15 protein-coding genes are annotated in these 15,394 nt (G+C 74.4%); 2 read left to right on the top strand and 13 right to left on the bottom strand.

Features of this window, described 5'->3' with window-relative positions:
• Nucleotides 1–104: 104 nt before the first annotated feature.
• Nucleotides 105–905, top strand: coding sequence for an AAC(3) family N-acetyltransferase (locus tag AC07DW_RS06200; protein ID WP_478856433.1), 801 nt, complete (start codon nucleotides 105–107; stop codon nucleotides 903–905).
• Nucleotides 906–1,161: 256 nt separating this feature from the next.
• On the top strand, nucleotides 1,162–2,367 hold the full coding sequence (locus tag AC07DW_RS06195; protein ID WP_478856708.1) for a phosphodiester glycosidase family protein: 1,206 nt from the start codon (nucleotides 1,162–1,164) through the stop codon (nucleotides 2,365–2,367).
• Between the two features lie 60 nt (nucleotides 2,368–2,427).
• On the opposite strand, the gene AC07DW_RS06190 is transcribed toward AC07DW_RS06195, so the two are convergent.
• The 13 genes from AC07DW_RS06190 to AC07DW_RS06130 all read right to left on the bottom strand — a co-directional run bounded on the left by AC07DW_RS06190 (nucleotide 2,428) and on the right by AC07DW_RS06130 (nucleotide 15,372).
• The gene (locus AC07DW_RS06190) at nucleotides 2,428–2,622 is read right to left on the bottom strand and encodes a hypothetical protein (protein WP_064067989.1); all 195 of its coding nucleotides are present in this window, start codon (nucleotides 2,620–2,622) and stop codon (nucleotides 2,428–2,430) included.
• A gap of 125 nt (nucleotides 2,623–2,747) precedes the next feature.
• Nucleotides 2,748–3,602, bottom strand: a complete 855-nt coding sequence (locus AC07DW_RS06185; RefSeq protein ID WP_478856707.1) for a phosphatidylinositol-specific phospholipase C/glycerophosphodiester phosphodiesterase family protein — start codon at nucleotides 3,600–3,602, stop codon at nucleotides 2,748–2,750.
• Between the two features lie 194 nt (nucleotides 3,603–3,796).
• Nucleotides 3,797–4,663: a GAF and ANTAR domain-containing protein gene (locus AC07DW_RS06180; protein ID WP_478856432.1), complete on the bottom strand. Its 867-nt coding sequence runs from the start codon at nucleotides 4,661–4,663 to the stop codon at nucleotides 3,797–3,799.
• 127 nt (nucleotides 4,664–4,790) lie between these two features.
• Nucleotides 4,791–5,453 (bottom strand): ABC transporter ATP-binding protein, encoded by a 663-nt coding sequence (locus tag AC07DW_RS06175; protein ID WP_478856431.1) that lies wholly within the window; start codon nucleotides 5,451–5,453, stop codon nucleotides 4,791–4,793.
• On the bottom strand, nucleotides 5,446–6,363 hold the full coding sequence (locus tag AC07DW_RS06170; protein WP_478856706.1) for an ABC transporter ATP-binding protein: 918 nt from the start codon (nucleotides 6,361–6,363) through the stop codon (nucleotides 5,446–5,448). The genes AC07DW_RS06175 and AC07DW_RS06170 overlap by 8 nt, the downstream gene beginning before the upstream one ends.
• 41 nt (nucleotides 6,364–6,404) lie before the next feature.
• Nucleotides 6,405–7,271, bottom strand: coding sequence for an ABC transporter permease (locus tag AC07DW_RS06165; protein WP_478856430.1), 867 nt, complete (start codon nucleotides 7,269–7,271; stop codon nucleotides 6,405–6,407).
• Nucleotides 7,264–8,229: an ABC transporter permease gene (locus AC07DW_RS06160; RefSeq protein WP_478856705.1), complete on the bottom strand. Its 966-nt coding sequence runs from the start codon at nucleotides 8,227–8,229 to the stop codon at nucleotides 7,264–7,266. The genes AC07DW_RS06165 and AC07DW_RS06160 overlap by 8 nt, the downstream gene beginning before the upstream one ends.
• Nucleotides 8,230–8,267: 38 nt before the next feature.
• The gene (locus tag AC07DW_RS06155) at nucleotides 8,268–9,869 is read right to left on the bottom strand and encodes an ABC transporter substrate-binding protein (protein ID WP_478856429.1); all 1,602 of its coding nucleotides are present in this window, start codon (nucleotides 9,867–9,869) and stop codon (nucleotides 8,268–8,270) included.
• A 103-nt stretch (nucleotides 9,870–9,972) separates the two neighbouring features.
• Nucleotides 9,973–11,049 carry an acyl-CoA dehydrogenase family protein gene (locus tag AC07DW_RS06150; protein WP_478856428.1) on the bottom strand — a complete coding sequence of 359 codons (1,077 nt, stop codon included), beginning with the start codon at nucleotides 11,047–11,049 and terminating at the stop codon, nucleotides 9,973–9,975.
• The gene (locus AC07DW_RS06145; RefSeq protein ID WP_478856427.1) at nucleotides 11,028–12,209 is read right to left on the bottom strand and encodes an acyl-CoA dehydrogenase family protein; all 1,182 of its coding nucleotides are present in this window, start codon (nucleotides 12,207–12,209) and stop codon (nucleotides 11,028–11,030) included. Before AC07DW_RS06145 ends, AC07DW_RS06150 begins: the two co-directional genes overlap by 22 nt.
• The gene (locus AC07DW_RS06140; RefSeq protein WP_478856426.1) at nucleotides 12,206–13,183 is read right to left on the bottom strand and encodes an NADPH:quinone oxidoreductase family protein; all 978 of its coding nucleotides are present in this window, start codon (nucleotides 13,181–13,183) and stop codon (nucleotides 12,206–12,208) included. Before AC07DW_RS06140 ends, AC07DW_RS06145 begins: the two co-directional genes overlap by 4 nt.
• 203 nt (nucleotides 13,184–13,386) lie before the next feature.
• The gene (locus AC07DW_RS06135; RefSeq protein WP_478856704.1) at nucleotides 13,387–14,097 is read right to left on the bottom strand and encodes a PIG-L deacetylase family protein; all 711 of its coding nucleotides are present in this window, start codon (nucleotides 14,095–14,097) and stop codon (nucleotides 13,387–13,389) included.
• Nucleotides 14,098–14,271: 174 nt separating this feature from the next.
• Complete coding sequence (locus tag AC07DW_RS06130; RefSeq protein WP_478856425.1) at nucleotides 14,272–15,372, bottom strand: glycoside hydrolase family 5 protein; 1,101 nt, start codon at nucleotides 15,370–15,372, stop codon at nucleotides 14,272–14,274.
• Nucleotides 15,373–15,394: the final 22 nt, after the last annotated feature.

The following is a 15,394-nucleotide window of genomic DNA, read 5'->3' as shown; positions in this document are numbered from 1 at the left end:
GCCGTCCTGACGATGTGCGGTCTGGCTGCTTATGAGGGCCGACGGGGTGCGTCGAAGGCCCTACGATGGGCGCCCATGGCCATCGGCGGACGGAATGAGTGGCTTTGACCGGGACCGGGGTTCATACGGAGCGTCAGCTCGGCGCGGCGCTCACCGCGCTGGGGGTGGAGCCGGGCGGGATCCTGCTGGTGCACGCGTCGTTACGGGCGGTGGGGCCGGTGGCGGGCGGCGGGGAGGCGGTGCTGCGCGCGGTGCGGGGAGCGCTCGGGCCGGACGGCACGGTCGTGGTTCCGGCGTTCACGGCGCGCAATTCGGACACCTCGTCCGCCTATCGGGAGCGGGTGCGCGGGCTCGGTGAGGCCGGGCGGGCGTGCGTGCGTGCGGCGATGCCGCCGTACGACGCGGAGACGATGCCGTGCGACGCCGGGCTCGGCGTCCTGCCGGAGCTCGTCCGCGGGAGTCCGGGCGCGCTGCGCAGCGCGCACCCGCAGACGTCGTTCGCCGCCCTGGGGCCGTACGCCGAGAAGGTGGTCTCGGGGCACCGCCCCGACTGTCACCTGGGCGAGGACTCGCCACTGGCGCGGCTGTACGACCTGCGGGCGCGGATCCTGATGCTGGGCACGGGATTCGGCACGTGCACCGCGTTCCACCTCGGCGAGTACCGGGTGGCGCGGCCGCCGCGCCGGACGTACCGCTGTGTGGTGCGGGACGGCGGGGTGCGCCGGTGGTGGCGGTACGAGGACGTCGCCCTGGACGACCGGGACTTCCCCGCGCTGGGCGCCGACCTGGAGCGGTACGGGGGCGGTGCCGTGCGGACCGGTGCGGTGGGGTCGGCGTGGTGCCGGCTCGTGGAGGTCGCCGAGGCGGTGGACTTCGCCCGGCTGTGGTTCGCGCGGAACCGGTGACGCGGCCGGGCGCAGGACCCCGTGGCAGTGCGCGGTGTGGTTCCTGTGGGGACGGTGACGAGAGAGCAGTACCCGCGCGGGGAGGCGGCCGGGGCGGCGGGTTCTCCCCGGAGCCCCCGAATGGCGTACGTTTCCTCATCCGTTCGCGACCGGCCGGTTCGTAGCGGGGCCGGGGCGGGCAACTCTTCCGAGACCTGTGGGAGTTGCCCTATACCGTGGGGGGACCGTGACCGTGTCGCGCGGCCGTGCGTTTCTGATGCTGCTTCTGGTGTCCCTGCTGGGCGCCTCCCTGGCGGGGGCTCCGTCCGCCGCCCCGGCACCCGCGTGGCAGCGGGTGGCGCCGGGGGTGGAGTACCGGTATTTCGACATCACCTCCTCGCGCGGCACCGCCCGCGCCCATCTGCTGTCGGTGGACCTGGGCAACGCGCGCGTGTCGACGGGCCTGCTGTACCCCGGGGTGGTGGCGGCACGTTCGTCGCTGTCCGCGCTCGCCGACGGCGCCGGAGCGGTGGGCGGTGTCAACGGTGACTTCTTCCACCTGTCGGAGACCCAGCACCCGGGTGTCGAGGCGACCGGCGCCCCGGTCGGCCCGGCGGTGGCGGAGGGGCGGGCCCTGAAGGCCGCCGTTCCCGCGGGGCAGCGGTTCGGCCCCGCCCTGCCGCCCGGTACGAACACCCGTCAGGTGCTGGGCGTCGGCGAGGACGGCCGGGCGCGGATCGGTGAACTGGCGCTGGACGGGACGGTGTCGTCGCAGCAGGGGGTGCTGCCGCTGGGCGGGCTCAACCAGTACGCGCTGCCGGTGGACTCGGTGGGGGTGTTCACCAAGGACTGGGGCGCCGCCTCCCGGGTGCGCGCCACCTGCGGCACCGACACCCGGCGGGACGCGCCGTGCAGCGACGAGACCTACGAGGTGACGGTGCGCGGCGGGCAGGTCGTGGCGGTGGCGGAGAGGCCCGGCCGCGGGGCGATCGCCCCGGGTACGGAGGTGCTGGTCGGCCGGGAGGCGGGGGCGCGGGAGCTGCGGCGGATGGCGGTCGGCGACCGGGTGAACGTCACGTACGCGCTGGTCGCGGCCGAGCGGGCGGCGGAGGGCGGCGCGTTCCGCTTCGCGGTGGGGGGCTATCCGGTGCTGCGCGGCGGGGAGCCGCTGAGCGGCATGGACCGGGTGACCCCGGCGGTGCGCACGGCGGCGGGGATCCGCGACGCCGGACAGCGGCTGCTGCTGCTGGCGCTGGACGGTTCGGCCGGCTTCCGCACCGGGCTGACGGTCGTCGAGGTGGCGGACGCGATGCGGGACCTGGGCGCGACGGACGCCGTCAACCTGGACGGCGGCGGGTCGTCCACGCTGGTGGCCCGGAAGGCGGGGGCGGCGAAGGTCAGCGTGCTCAACCATCCGAGCGGCGGCGCCCAGCGGGCCGTACCGAACGGGATCGGCGTCTTCGTACGGCCCGAGGCGCCCTGAGGTCGTCGTCCCGCCCGCGGGGGCGGCCGGCCGCGTCCCCGACCTCGCCGGGCAGGACACCTAGGGCTTGAGACCGCTGACGACGTCGGCGGTGGCGGAGACGCCGTTGTAGATGGTGGGCGCCAGGCTGGTGCTCGCGAGGAAGAACCCGAGCAGGCCGCACACCAGCGCGTGCGAGATCTTGAGGCCACCGTTGCGCAGAAAGATCACCGCCAGGATCAGCAGAAGCAGCACCACGGAGATGGATACGGCCATGTGTCACCCTCCTCGGCCGGTCGCCGCGCCCGGTGCGCGGCGTTCGGCGGCCAGTCTGGCGGAGTGGGGGCGCCGTCCGGACGAACGGCGCGTCGGCCGAACGGGTACGACCTGACGGTGGCCCGTTACCCGTCGTGGGTGCGGAGGAAGTGGGCGAGTCCGGCCAGGTCGTCGGTGTTGAGGTGGTCGACGCGGGCGGCGAGCAGCTCGGCCCAGACGGCTTCCCTGGCGGGGCCGGGCGCGTCGGGGGTGGCCCAGAACCGGACGCGGCGGCCCTCGCGGTGGGCGGTGCCCACCAGGGTGTGCAGCGCGGTCCGTTCGGCGGCCGGGAAGGGGCCGTCGCCCTGCCAGCGGAAGGCGTGGGTCCAGCTGGAGCTGACCAGCGGGACGAACGAGGCGGGGGCGGGCGCGCCCAGGTCCTCGGGACGGCCGTCGTAGAAGGCGTACCGGACACGCTGGGCCTCCATGGGGGCGCGGGCCGCGCGGTCGCCGGAGACGACGACCGTGACGGCGCCGGGCCGGACGCGCCCGTCGGCGCAGGTGCTCAGCATGCGCCGGTACGGGGCGAGGAGGCGGTGGAGGGCGAGGTAGGCGGCGTCGCCGTCGGCCTTGATGTCGACCAGCAGTTGAACGGGCCGGTGGTGGCCGGTGTACACGGTGCCGTGGTGGGCGCGCACGCGGGCCGCGAGCGGGTCGAGATAGAGCGAGCGCAGGGTCCTGGCCGGGTCGAGCTGTGCGGGTTCGTGGGCGACGAGCAGCTCGCCGTCGACGAGGAAGACATCCGCCTCGACGCTGGTGAAGCCGTGGGTGAGGGCGTCGTGCAGGGGTCGCCGGTGCAGGTAGTCGTTGTGGGCGTGCGCCCGGCGGAGGGGGCGCACACGGTGGCCCGGTGCCGCCGCCGCCCGCTGCGCGGGCAGGGTGAGGGCGACCGCGGCGGTGGCGAGGGTGAGGGCGGCGGAACGGCGGGACAGCGGCGCCATGGTGGCCTCCGGGACGGGAGGGGACAGCGGGACGGGACCGAGTATGCGGTCCGGTCCGTCCGCCCGCCGTACCGCGCGGGAGAGTTGGCCGGTACGTGGCCTGCGTGTCATCCCCGGTTCGTGTCATGGGCCCTTCCCCGGCGCGCCGGGCCCGGTCGGCGGGGCGGCGTGCGGAGGTGCGGGGTGATGGGGCGTCAGCGCCGGCGGGACGGCCTCGCCTCGGGGTGGCGGCCGGCGGCGTGGAGGTGTTCCAGCGCGTCGAGGACGACCGTGCGGTCGTACCAGGCCAGCCAGCGGCCCACCTCGCGGCCGGTCTGCTCCAGGGCCTTGAGCTGGGCGCCGCTCAGGTCGCGGATGGGCCGTTCGAAGTGGGCGGAGACCATGCCCACGCAGCGGCCCCCGGCGACCAGGGGCACGCTGTGGCAGGAACGGCTGCCCGCCTCCAGGATCGCCCGGCGCGCGTCCTCCGTGAACACCGGGTCGGCCGCCACGTCGTGCACGGTCACCTGCGCCACGTCCTGGGCCGCCCGCGCGCAGGAGGTTCCCTCCTTGCCGACGAAGCCGAAGAAGTCCACGAAGTCGTCGCTGAGCCCGGCGTGCTTCTCGATCCACAGCCCGTCGGTGGTCTGGTCCGCGATCTGCACATTGCCCATGTGGGTGGCGGTGACCGCCAGGGTGTGCGACAGGGCCGCGCCCAGTACGGCGCCCCGGTGGGCGTGGGAGGCGTCGGCGATGGCCAGGGACTCCAGCGCGGGGGCCGGGTGCCGCACCCGGCCGGGGAACCAGACGTCGGCCCCCTCGTCGGGCCGTTCCAGCCGGACGACCGCGTGGGCGAGGGTGCGCAGCCGCACGTTGTGGCGCTGGGAGGCGAGCTGGAGCAGCGCGAAGGCCGCTTCGGCGTCGGGCAGCCGGTACCGCTCCCTGAGGATGCCCTGTGCCTCCGCGATCAGGGGGCGGTTGCGGGCCTGGGCGCGGAGGTGACGAATCTGCTCTCGCAGCCGCGCCGGCTCGTCGCGTGGGCTTTGCGTGTCCCAGGCGCCGGGCTTGAACGTCTCGGTCATATGGTCGCGCCTGCCCCCGGCCGTGCGGGCCACACGCGGCGTCACTCCCCGGTGGTACGGCCCCGGTAGGGAGCCACCGGAGCCCGTGCGGGCCGGGGGGCGGGCGTGGCCCTGGGGCCGGGGGCCGTCAGGGTGCGCGTACCCGGTCGGCCCACTCCTCCGTCCGGTCGCACCAGCGCTCCAGCAGGACGCGGTCGTGGCCGACGGCGAGGAGGCCGGCGCCCCGCTCGCGGCGGTACGCCTCCACCACGGCGACCAGGGCGGCGGTCGTCGACGCGTCGAGCATCGCGGTCATCTCGTCGCAGACCAGCCAGCGCGGGCGCAGCACCAGGGCGCGGGCCAGGCAGGCGCGTTGCAGCTGGCCGTCGCTGACCTCGTGCGGGCGCCGCCCCAGGAGGTCACCGGTGAGGCCGACCGCCTCGGCCAGTTCGGCGACCCGGCCGGCGGCCAGGTCGCGGCGGCCGGTCGCCCGCAGGGGTTCGGCGATCAGGTCGCGCAGCCGCAGCCGCGGGTCGGCGGACATGCGCGGCTGCTGGAACACGACGCCGATGGCGGTGCGCAGCTCGCGCGGGGCGCGGTGGCGCCAGCCGCGTACCTCCGCACCGTCCACGACGACCCGGCCGGCGTCGGGCCGGTGCAGCAGGGCGGCGACCCGGGCGAGGGTCGACTTGCCGCAGCCGCTGGGGCCGAGCAGCCCGACGGCCTCGCCGGGGGCGATGGTGAGCGAGGCGCCGTGGAAGACGGGGGCGCGGGGGTCGTACCCGGCGGTGATGGCGTGGAGTTCAAGCACGGACCGGCTCCTCGCTGTGGTGCTCCTCGCCGCTGTGGTGGCACGCGACGCCGCCGCTGAAGCGCGGCACCGCCCGGCAGGCGTCGTCGGCCCGGTCGCAGCGCGCGGCGAAGGCGCAGCCGTCGGGCAGGGCGCCCAGCTCCGGGGGCATGCCCGGGATGGGGGTGAAGTCGCGCTCCGGGAGGGCGGCGAGCAGACCGCGGGCGTAGGGGTGCCGGGGGCCCGGGCCGCCGAAGAAGCGGTCGGCGTCGGAGAGCTCGACGATCCGCCCCGCGTACATCACGGCCACCCGGTCGGCGATCCGCCGGGCGGCGGCGAGGTCGTGGGTGATCAGCAGGAGGGCCCGGCCGTCGTCGGCGTGGCGGCGCAGTTCGTCGACGGTGCGGTCGACGAGGTCGCGGTCGAGGCCGGTGGTCGGTTCGTCGGCGAGCAGGAGCGGGGCGTCGCCGATGAGCGCGAGGGCGGTGGCGGCGCGCTGGGCCTGGCCGCCGGACAGCTCGTGCGGGTGGTGGTCGAGCAGGCCGGGTGGGAAGGCGGCGCGTTCGGCGGCGGCGAGCACCGCCGCGCGCAGCTCCCGCCGGGGGGTGCCGGCGAGTGCCCGCAGCGTCTCCTCCAGGTGGGCGCGCACGGTGCGTACCGGGGTGAGGTGGGCGGCCGGGGACTGCGGGACGAGCCCGACGCGACGGCCGCGCACCGTCCGGGCGAGGGTGCGCTCGTCGGCGGCGAGGAGGTCGATGCCGTCGATCACCGCCGTGCCGGTGGTCCGGGCGTTGCCGGGCAGGAGGCCGAGCAGCGCGGAGGCGAGGACGGACTTGCCGCAGCCGCTCTCACCGACGAGCGCGAGGCACTCCCCCGCCGCGAGGTCGAAGCTCGCTCCGTCGACGGCGGCGACGTGGCGGCCGCCGCGCATCCGGAAGCGTACGGACAGGTCCTTCACGGACAGCACGGGTGTCACAGCATCAGCTCCGATCGGCGGCGCGGGTTGATCCGTTCCCGCCAGGCGCCGGCGAGGCCCGCGATGGCGAGCGTCGGGACGATGAGGAACAGGCCGGGGAAGAGCGTCGGCCACCAGTCGCCGGCGAGCAGCGAGCCGCGTGCCGTCTGCACCAGGTTGCCGAGGCTGGCCTGGTGGGCGGGGAGCCCGAGACCGAGGAAGGACAGCGCCGACTCGTGCCACATGGCGTGCGGCACCATGAGGACCGCCGCCAGCCCGGCCTGCGGCAGGACCGCCGGCAGCAGGTGGCGGACCGTCACCCGCCACCGGGACGCGCCGCCGGAGATCGCGGCGTCGACGTAGGGGCGGGAGCGCAGCGACAGCACCTCGGAGCGGACGATCCGGGCGGTGGACAGCCAGTGCGTGAGCGCGACGGACACGATGACCGGCCCCACGCCGGGGCGGAACATCGCCACGACGAAGATGCCGAGCAGCAGGTGCGGTACGGACGAGAAGGTGTCGACGAGCCGCATGACGAGCCGGTCGGTCCAGCCGCCGAAGGCCGCGGCGGCCGCGCCCACGGCCGTGCCGATCACGGTGGCGACGAGGGCCGCGACCAGGCCGACGAGGAGCGAGACGCGCAGCCCGTAGACGCAGCGCAGCAGCAGGTCGCGGCCGACGTCGTCGGTGCCGAAGGGGTGCTCGAAGGACGGGGGCCGCAGCTTCAGCGCCAGGTCGACGGCCTGCTGGTCGAGCCGGACCACCGGCGGTACGAGCAGCACGGCCAGGACGACGGCCCCGGTGACGGCGGCGGAGACGGCCACCCGGACGGTGCGGGTGGAGCGGCGGGTGCGCCCGTGGGAGCGCCACACGAGGTCAGCCATCGAAGCCCACCCTCGGGTCGGCGAGTCCGTACAGCAGGTCGGAGAGGAGGTTGCCGAGCAGCACCGCCACCGTGGCGAGCACGGTGAGCGCGGCGAGCAGGGGGAAGTCGACGGAGGTGGCGGCCTGCACGGTCGCGGCCGCGATGCCGGGCCAGCTGAAGACGGACTCGACGAGCAGGGCGCCCGTGATGAGCTCGGGTACCCGCGAGCCGATGAGCGTGAGCATGGGCAGCATGCCGGAGCGCAGGGCGTGTCCGAGGAGCACGGTGCGTTCGTTCAGGCCACGCGCGCGTGCGCCGCGTACGGGGTCCTCGTCGAGGGCGTCGGCGACGCCCTGGCGGACGTACAGGAAGAACCAGGGCAGCTGGGACACTCCCAGCACGAGCGCCGGCAGGACCAGGTGGGAGGCCACTTGGCCGAAGGTGACCGTCTCGCTGGCGGTGTCGGTGAGCCCGCCGGCCGGGAGCACGTCCAGCTCCAGGGCGAAGAACCAGATGGCGAGGAGCCCGAGCCAGAAGGCGGGGGCGGCTTCCAGGGTGTACGCGGCGGAGCTGACGCACCGGTCGAGCCAGCCGCCCCGGCGGCGGGCGGCGAGAACGCCCAGGGCGGTGCCGAGCAGGATGGCGACGGCGAAGGCGGCGGCGGCGAGCAGCGCCGACCAGCCGATGCGTTCGCCGATGACGTCGGCGACGGGCTGGCGCATGACGCCGGAGTCGCCGAGGTCGCCGGTGAGGGCCGAGGTGAGCCAGTCCCACCAGCGCGGGACGAGCGGCTGGTCGACGCCGAGGTTGGCGCGCAGCTGGTCGAGGTTCTCCTGCGAGGCGGTGAGTCCGGCGGTGCCGGCGTACGCCTTGACGGGGTCGAACGGGGAGGCGGCGGCGACGGCGAAGACCGCGAAGGTCACCAGGAGGAGGACGGGGACGGCGAACAGGGCGCGCCGTCCCGCCATCCTCGCCATCGCCGCCCAGGGGAGGCGGCGGCGGGTGTGCTCGACGGTCACTTCTTCGCGCCCTTGGGGATCCAGTTCTCGACGTTCCACCAGGGGCCGGAGGCGAGGCCGTGGTCGTGCGGCTCGACCTGGGTGGACAGGCCGTCCCAGGTGTCGTTCACCACGTACAGGTGGTCGATGTGGGTCAGGAAGGTGTAGCCGGGGTTCTTCACGAGTTCGCGCTGGACGGTGTCGTAGGCGGCCTTGCGGGCGGCCTTGTCGTCGGTCCTGCGGCCCTCGTCGAGGGCCTTGTCGACGGCGGGGTTGTCGTACCAGGCCATGTTGTTGAAGCCGTCGCCGCCGAGGGAGGACGTGAGCAGCAGGTACTGGTCGAAGTCGGGGTCGCCGGGCGAGCCGCCGCCGGCGAGGACGGCGTCGTGCTTCATGCGGGGCTCGATGACCTCCCAGGTGCCCGCCTGGGTCTTGATGTCGATGCCGGCCTTCTTGGCGTCGGAGGCGTAGGCGAGGGCGTGGTCCTGGCGGAGCTTGTCGCCGGAGAGGTACCAGAGGGGGAAGCCGGCGCGGACGCCGTTCTTCACACGGATGCCGTCGGGGCCGGGCTTCCAGCCGGCGTCGTCGAGGATCTTCTTGGCCGCGGCGAGGTCGTGGGCGCGCTCGGTGCCCTTGGTGAACCACTCGCTGTCGGTGGGTACGGGGCCGTAGGCGGGCTTTCCGGCCCCTTCGAGGATCCGGTCGACCATGGCCCGGCGGTCGACGGCGACGTCGAGGGCGCGGCGGACCGCGGTGTCGCCGGTGACCTGGTTGTGGGTGGGGAGGGTCACCAGGCGGTAGTCGTAGGTCGTGGCCTCGAAGGTCCTCTTCCCGCGGTCGCCCTTGAAGCCCTTGGCGAGGTTGGGGGGCAGGATCGCGCCGTCGAGGTCGCCGGAGCGCAGGCGGGTGGCGCGGACGTCGTCGTCCTTGATGATCGCCATGGTGAACTTCTTCACCCGGGGCGCGCCGCCCCAGTAGCCGGGGTTGGCCTTGAAGCTGATCTTCTCGCCCCTGGACCAGTCGGTGAGGACGTACGGGCCGGTGCCGATGGGCCGGGTGGTGAAGGGGCCGCTGTTGACGTCCTGTTTCGCCGCGATGTGCTCGGGCGCTATGCCGAGGACGGTGCGCTCGGCGAAGGGCGCGTAGGGGTACTTGAGGGTGAAGACGACGGTGTCGTCGCCGGCGGCCCTGACGTCCTTGAGGGCGTCCAGCTCCGTCTTGGAGGCGTTGTTCGTCCGCTTGTCGAGGATGGTGCGGTAGGTGAAGACGACGTCCTTGGCGGAGAAGGGCGTCCCGTCGCTGAACTTCACGCCCTTGCGGAGCCGGTACGTGTATGTCAGGCCGTCCGCGCTCACCCGCGGCAGCTCGACGGCGAGGGCGGGCTTCAGCCGCATGTCGCCGTCGAAGGCGAGCAGCCCGTCGAAGATCTTGGAGTTGCCGTCCTTGCCGTACCCGAGGAGGGGGCTGAGCGACTCGGGCTCGTACGCGATGCCGACGACCGCGCTGTCCCCGGCGGAGCCGGTCTCGGGGGCTCCGGGGTTCGAGCAGGCCGCCGCGGTGATGGCCAGGGTTCCGGCCAGCGTGGCGGCGGCCATGCCGCGTATGGATCGGGCGGACATGGTTCCACACCCCTCGGTCAGGCTGGTGATCAGCTGCTGTTGCGAACGATTCGCAATTAAACAGCATGTAGAGGGGTGGGCGCCTCTTGTGGTCCTTACCCGGTCACGCCGGGGCGGGGAGATCGACCAGGTCGGCGAGGGTGCGCTTGTGGTGTCCCGCCGAGCCCAGGGCGATCCGGCCGGACTTCGCCCGCTTCAGATAGAGGTGGGCCGGGTGTTCCCAGGTCATGCCGATCCCGCCGTGCAGCTGGACGCACTCCTCGGCCGCGTGCACCGCGACCCGCGAGCAGTACACCTGTGCGACGGCCACCGCCAGCGGCGCCTCCGGACTGCCGGTGGCGAGCGCGTCGGCCGCGTTCCGCGCGGCGGCGCGGGCGTTCACCACCTCCAGCCAGAGCTGGGCCATCCGGTGCTTGAGCGACTGGAACGAGCCGACCGGCCGGTTGAACTGGTGGCGCTCCCGGGTGTGCCGGACCGTCTCCTCCAGGCACCACTCGGCCACTCCCAGCTGCTCGGAGGCGAGCAGTCCGGCACCGGCGAGCAGGCCCCGGCGCACCGCCGCGCAGGCGGTGCCGGCGTCGGCGAGCCGGGTACCGCCGCCGTCGGCGGTCACGGCGGCGAGCGGGCGGGTCAGGTCCAGCGGGGTCTGCGGCACGATCGCGGCGTCGGCGGCGTCGACCGCGTACAGCCCGTCGGGCCGCACCACGAGCAGGACGTCGGCGCGGGCGGCGTCGGCGACACCGGTGACCGTCCCGGTGCCCCCGGGCTCGTCGCCCGGCCCGGCGGACAGCGGGACGGCGAGGACCGCGACCCTGCGGCCGCCGGCCAGCTCACCGGCCAGGTCGCCGGCCCCGGCCGCCAGCAGCGTCTCGGTCGCGATGACGGAGCTGGTGAGGTACGGGACCGGCGTCACCGCGCGGCCGAGCTCCTCCAGTACGACGGCGGCCTCGCGGTGGGACGCCCCCTGGCCGCCGAGCTTCTCGGGGACGAGGAGACCGGCCGCGCCCATGTCGGCGGCGAGCGCCTTCCAGAGGGCGGGGTCGTGGCCGCCGGCGTCCTCGACGCGGCCGGTCAGGGCGGCCGGGGCGGCGCGGTCGGCGAGCAGCGAGCGCACGGCGGCGCGCAGGTCGTCCTCGGCCTCGGAGTAGAGCAGGTCCGTCATCGCGCCAGGTCCTTCCATGCGACGTCCTTGTCGTTGCGCGGCTCGGAGGGCAGCCCGAGGACGCGTTCCGCGACGATGTTCAGCAGCACTTCGCTCGTACCGCCCTCGATGGAGTTGCCCTTGGAGCGCAGGTAGCGGTAGCCGGCGTCGCGGCCGGTGAAGTCGACGAGCTCGGGGCGGCGCATCGTCCAGTCCCCGTACAGCAGGCCCTCCGCGCCGAGGAGTTCCACCTCCAGGCCGCTGATCTCCTGGTTGAGCCGGGCGAAGGCGAGCTTCATGCCGCTGCCCTCGGGGCCGGGCTGGCCCGCCACGAGCTGCTGGCGCAGCCGTTCACCGGTCAGCCGGGCGACCTCGGCGTCCACCCACAGGTCCAACAGCCGCTGGTGCAGGTCGTGGGTGCGCAGCTCGGGGCGTTCGCGCCAGGTCCGGGAGACCGGCCCGATCATGCCGCCCTCGCGCGGGATGCGGGCGCCGCCGATGGCGACACGCTCGTTGTTCAGCGTGGTCTGGGCGACCTTCCAGCCGTCGCCGACCCCGCCGAGGCGGTGCGCGTCGGGGATCCGCACGTCGGTGAGGAAGACCTCGTTGAACTCGGCCTCGCCGGTGATCTGGCGCAGCGGCCGCACCTCGACGCCCGGGTCGGTCATGTCGCACAGGAAGTACGTGATGCCCCGGTGCTTGGGCAGGTCGGGGTCGGTGCGGGCGATGAGGATGGCCCAGCGGGCGACGTGGGCGCTGGACGTCCAGACCTTCTGGCCGTTGACGACCCAGGTGTCCCCGTCCCGGACGGCGCGGGTGCCGAGCGCGGCGAGGTCGGAGCCGGCGCCGGGCTCGCTGAACAGCTGGCACCACACCTCCTCCCCCACCCACAGGGGCCGCAGGAAGCGCCGCTTCTGCTCCTCGGTGCCGTACGCGAGGATCGTCGGGGCCGCCATGCCCAGGCCGATGCCGATGCGGCGGGGGTCGTTGTCGGGAGCGCCGGCCGCGGCGAGTTCGGCGTCCACGACGCCCTGGAGGGAGCGGGGCGCGTCGAGGCCGCCGAGGCCCACGGGGTAGTGGACCCAGGCGAGGCCGGCGTCGAAGCGGGCCTTGAGGAAGTCGGCGCGGTCGGTGGCGGCGGGCGGGTGCGCGGCCAGCAGCTCCCGCGTGCGACGGAGCAGTTCGGTGGCGTCGGTCATCGTGCGGTTCCTTCCGTGGCGGCCGGGAGGACGACGAGCCGGCCCGTCGTCGTGCCGTCGGCGACCCGCTGGACGGCGGCCGCCGCGTCCTCGAAGGCGACCCGGTCGCTGATCAGCGGCTTGATCAGGCCCTTGGCCGCGTACGCGGTGAGGGTGTCGTGGCAGCGGCGGATCGCTGCGGGGTCCTGCTGGTTGTACAGGCCCCAGTGCAGCCCCATGATCGAGTAGTTCTTGACCAGCGCGTGGTTGAGTGCGGGGGACGGGATGTCGCCGCTCGCGAATCCGACGACCAGGATCCGGCCTTCGAAGGCCACGCACTTGGCGGACTTGGCGTACGCGTCGCCGCCGACCGGGTCGTAGATCACGTCGGCCCCCCGGCCGCCGGTGAACTCCTTGACGGCCGCGACGATGTCGTCCCCGTGCCGGTCGATGACGGCGTCGCAGCCGAGGGCGCGCGCGACGGCGGCCTTCTCGGCGCCGCCGACGACCCCGACGACCCTCGCCCCGGCGGCCTTGCCGAGCTGGACGGCCGCGCTGCCGACGCCGCCCGCCGCCGCGTGGACGAGGAGCGTCTCGCCCTCCTGGAGGGCCGCCCGGCGGTGCAGCCCGAACCAGCCGGTCTGGTAGCCGATGTGCAGGGCGGCGGCCTCGGCGTCGTCGAGCGCGTCGGGCGCGGGGAGGAGCGCGGCCTCGTCGGCGACGACGTACTCGGCGAGCCCGCCGTGCGGCAGGGACGGCGTGGCGATCACGCGCCGGCCGTCCTCGGTCTCGCCGCAGATCTCCACTCCGGGCGTGAACGGCAGCGGCGGCCGCACCTGGTAGTGGCCCCGGCAGAGCAGCGCGTCGGGGAAGTTGATGTTCGCCGCCCGGACCTTCAGCAGGACCTGCCCGTCGCCGGGCACGGGCCGGTCCACCTCTTCGCGCCGCATCACCTCGCCCGGCTCGCCGTTCCGGTGTACACGCCATGCCTGCATCGAGGGCCTCCACAAGGTGTCGGGCAGTACCGCGCTGGGTCGTACCCGCCGCATACTAAGCGGTCGCTTGCCCGGAGGGGAACAGGTCCGGGACATCCACCGGGCCGGAAGCGCCCCGGGCGGGCGGTGCGCCCCCGGTCGAACACCGCCGTGCGCCCGTCCGGATGCGTCGGCGGCCCGTGCTCCCGCCGCCGACCGGCTGGTCAGCGGCTGAACACCTCGAACGCCACGGCCGGACGCCCACCGAAGCGCGGCGCCGCCGCCTGGGCGTTGGCGGCGAGGAAGGTACGGCAGTACTCCTCCGGGTCCTGGTCGGTGAGCACCTCGATGTAGGCGCGGTGCTCCAGCAACGACCTGACGGCGCGCTCCATGCCGGGCGTCGCGTCGACGGCGTGCGTCGGCGAGGACGACCCCGCGACGGCCACCCAGCGCACCCCGTCCCACGGTTCGAGGCCCTGCTCGATCAGCTCGGGGAAGATCCAGCGGTTCCCGGCGTCACCGGCCGCGTCGAGGGTGGCCCGGCCGACGGCGACGTGGTCGGGGGTGTTCCAGGCCACCCCGCCCCAGGTGTCCCGGTGGTTCAGCGTGATGACGAGCTCCGGCCGGTGGCGCCGGATGGCGGCGGCGATGTCACGGCGCAGCCCCACGCCGTACTCCACCACACCGTCGCGGTGGTCGAGGAACTCCACCTCCGACACGCCGACCACCGCCGCACTGGCCCGCTGTTCCCGCTCGCGCAACGGCCCGCAGGTGGCCGGGTCGATGGTGTTGATGCCGGCCTCGCCCCGGGTGGCGAGGACGTAGACCACCTCGCGGCCGCCGTCGGTCCACGAGGCCACGGCGGCGGAGCACCCGTACTCGAGGTCGTCGGGATGGGCCACCACGGCGAGCGCGCGCCGCCAGTCGTCGGGCATCGGCCGGAGCTGCTCGTTCACGTGATCGGTCACGTCGGCAGAATACGGCGGTGGTCACCGCACGGGCGGGTACCGCGGCGCCCGGTCGGCGGCGGCCCGCTGAGCGGGACGCGGAGCGGTGGGCGCCCGCCCGCCGGCGGACGCGGCGGGCGGGGGCCGGGGTGTGGGCGGGGATCAGGGGGCGGAGCGGCCGGAGCCCGACCTGATCCGGTCACGGATCCACACGCCGGCCGGCTTCAGGGAGCCTGTGCCGGTCCAGGGGCCGTCGTTCGCGCAGGTGCCGGGCTTGAACACGGCGCCGGAGCGGTGGTCGTCGGAGAAGTTCCAGTTGACCCAGCTGATCCCCTTGCGCGCCATGAGGTCGAGGTAGCGCTGCGCCATGGCGAAGTCGTTCGCGCCCTCGCCCGCGTAGTCCTGGGTGCCGAACTCGGTCACGAAGACCGGGAGCCGGTCCGCCGCCCGGGAGAGCGTGGCGAGGTACTCCTCGCGGTGCGAGGCGGCGTAGAAGTGGAAGGTGTACATGATGTTGGACGCGCGCACCGGAGCGTTCACCACCTCGGTCTCGTCGGAGCCCTCCGAGACCCCGAACGACGACCACGCGCGCGTGCCGACGAGGATCGGGGTGCGCGGGTCCCTGGCGCGGATGACGGGGATCAGTTCCTCGGCGTAGCTCCTGACGCGGGACCAGCCGACGCCGCTGGGTTCGTTGGCGATCTCGTACAGCAGGTTCTTCTTGTCGCCGTGCCGCTGGGCGATCTCGGAGAAGAAGGTCCTGGCGCGGCTCAGATTGTGGTGGGGGTCGCCGGGGCTGAGCATGTGCCAGTCGACGATGGCGTACATGCCGCGCGCGGTGGCCCGTTCGATCACGGAGTGCACCAGGTCGGTGTAGCCGCGCGGGTCGGTCTCGTAGCCGCCCTCCTGGACGTACATCGAGATGCGCAGGACGTCCGCGTCCCAGTCGGTGGCCAGGGCGTCCAGCGAGCCGTCGGTGACGCACTGGCGGTACCACTGCAGGCCGTGCGTGGACATGCCGCGCAGTTGGACCGGCGTGCCGTGCTGGTCGCACAGCCTGGTGCCGCAGACCTTGAGCCTGCCGTGGAGGGCGACCGGTGTGGCGGTGTGGGCGGGTGGGGTGTTCACCCTTCCATGATCCGGGCCGGGGGTGGCGGCGGCGGGGAGGGTCGGCGCGGTGAGGGCGCAGAGGGTGACGAGGAACGCGAGGAGGAGGGCGCCGACGGTGCGGCGGGGACGTGCGGGGATCCGTGCCGGTCTCATGTGGGGGCTCCGATGCGTGAAG

The sequence above is a fragment of the Streptomyces sp. NPDC045701 genome (assembly GCF_056432045.1).
This window is presented reverse-complemented; position numbering and strand designations above follow the sequence as displayed.

Coding starts and splice junctions, on each gene's coding strand:
- AC07DW_RS06160 (WP_478856705.1), bottom strand. CDS start 8,229: ATGGCGAGGATGGCGGGACGGCGCGCCCTGTTCGCCGTCCCCGTCCTC.
- AC07DW_RS06165 (WP_478856430.1), bottom strand. CDS start 7,271: ATGGCTGACCTCGTGTGGCGCTCCCACGGGCGCACCCGCCGCTCCACC.
- AC07DW_RS06180 (WP_478856432.1), bottom strand. CDS start 4,663: ATGACCGAGACGTTCAAGCCCGGCGCCTGGGACACGCAAAGCCCACGC.
- AC07DW_RS06185 (WP_478856707.1), bottom strand. CDS start 3,602: ATGGCGCCGCTGTCCCGCCGTTCCGCCGCCCTCACCCTCGCCACCGCC.
- AC07DW_RS06170 (WP_478856706.1), bottom strand. CDS start 6,363: ATGCGCGGCGGCCGCCACGTCGCCGCCGTCGACGGAGCGAGCTTCGAC.
- AC07DW_RS06195 (WP_478856708.1), top strand. CDS start 1,162: ATGCTGCTTCTGGTGTCCCTGCTGGGCGCCTCCCTGGCGGGGGCTCCG.
- AC07DW_RS06155 (WP_478856429.1), bottom strand. CDS start 9,869: ATGTCCGCCCGATCCATACGCGGCATGGCCGCCGCCACGCTGGCCGGA.
- AC07DW_RS06130 (WP_478856425.1), bottom strand. CDS start 15,372: ATGAGACCGGCACGGATCCCCGCACGTCCCCGCCGCACCGTCGGCGCC.
- AC07DW_RS06145 (WP_478856427.1), bottom strand. CDS start 12,209: ATGACCGACGCCACCGAACTGCTCCGTCGCACGCGGGAGCTGCTGGCC.
- AC07DW_RS06150 (WP_478856428.1), bottom strand. CDS start 11,049: ATGGAAGGACCTGGCGCGATGACGGACCTGCTCTACTCCGAGGCCGAG.
- AC07DW_RS06140 (WP_478856426.1), bottom strand. CDS start 13,183: ATGCAGGCATGGCGTGTACACCGGAACGGCGAGCCGGGCGAGGTGATG.
- AC07DW_RS06190 (WP_064067989.1), bottom strand. CDS start 2,622: ATGGCCGTATCCATCTCCGTGGTGCTGCTTCTGCTGATCCTGGCGGTG.
- AC07DW_RS06135 (WP_478856704.1), bottom strand. CDS start 14,097: ATGCCCGACGACTGGCGGCGCGCGCTCGCCGTGGTGGCCCATCCCGAC.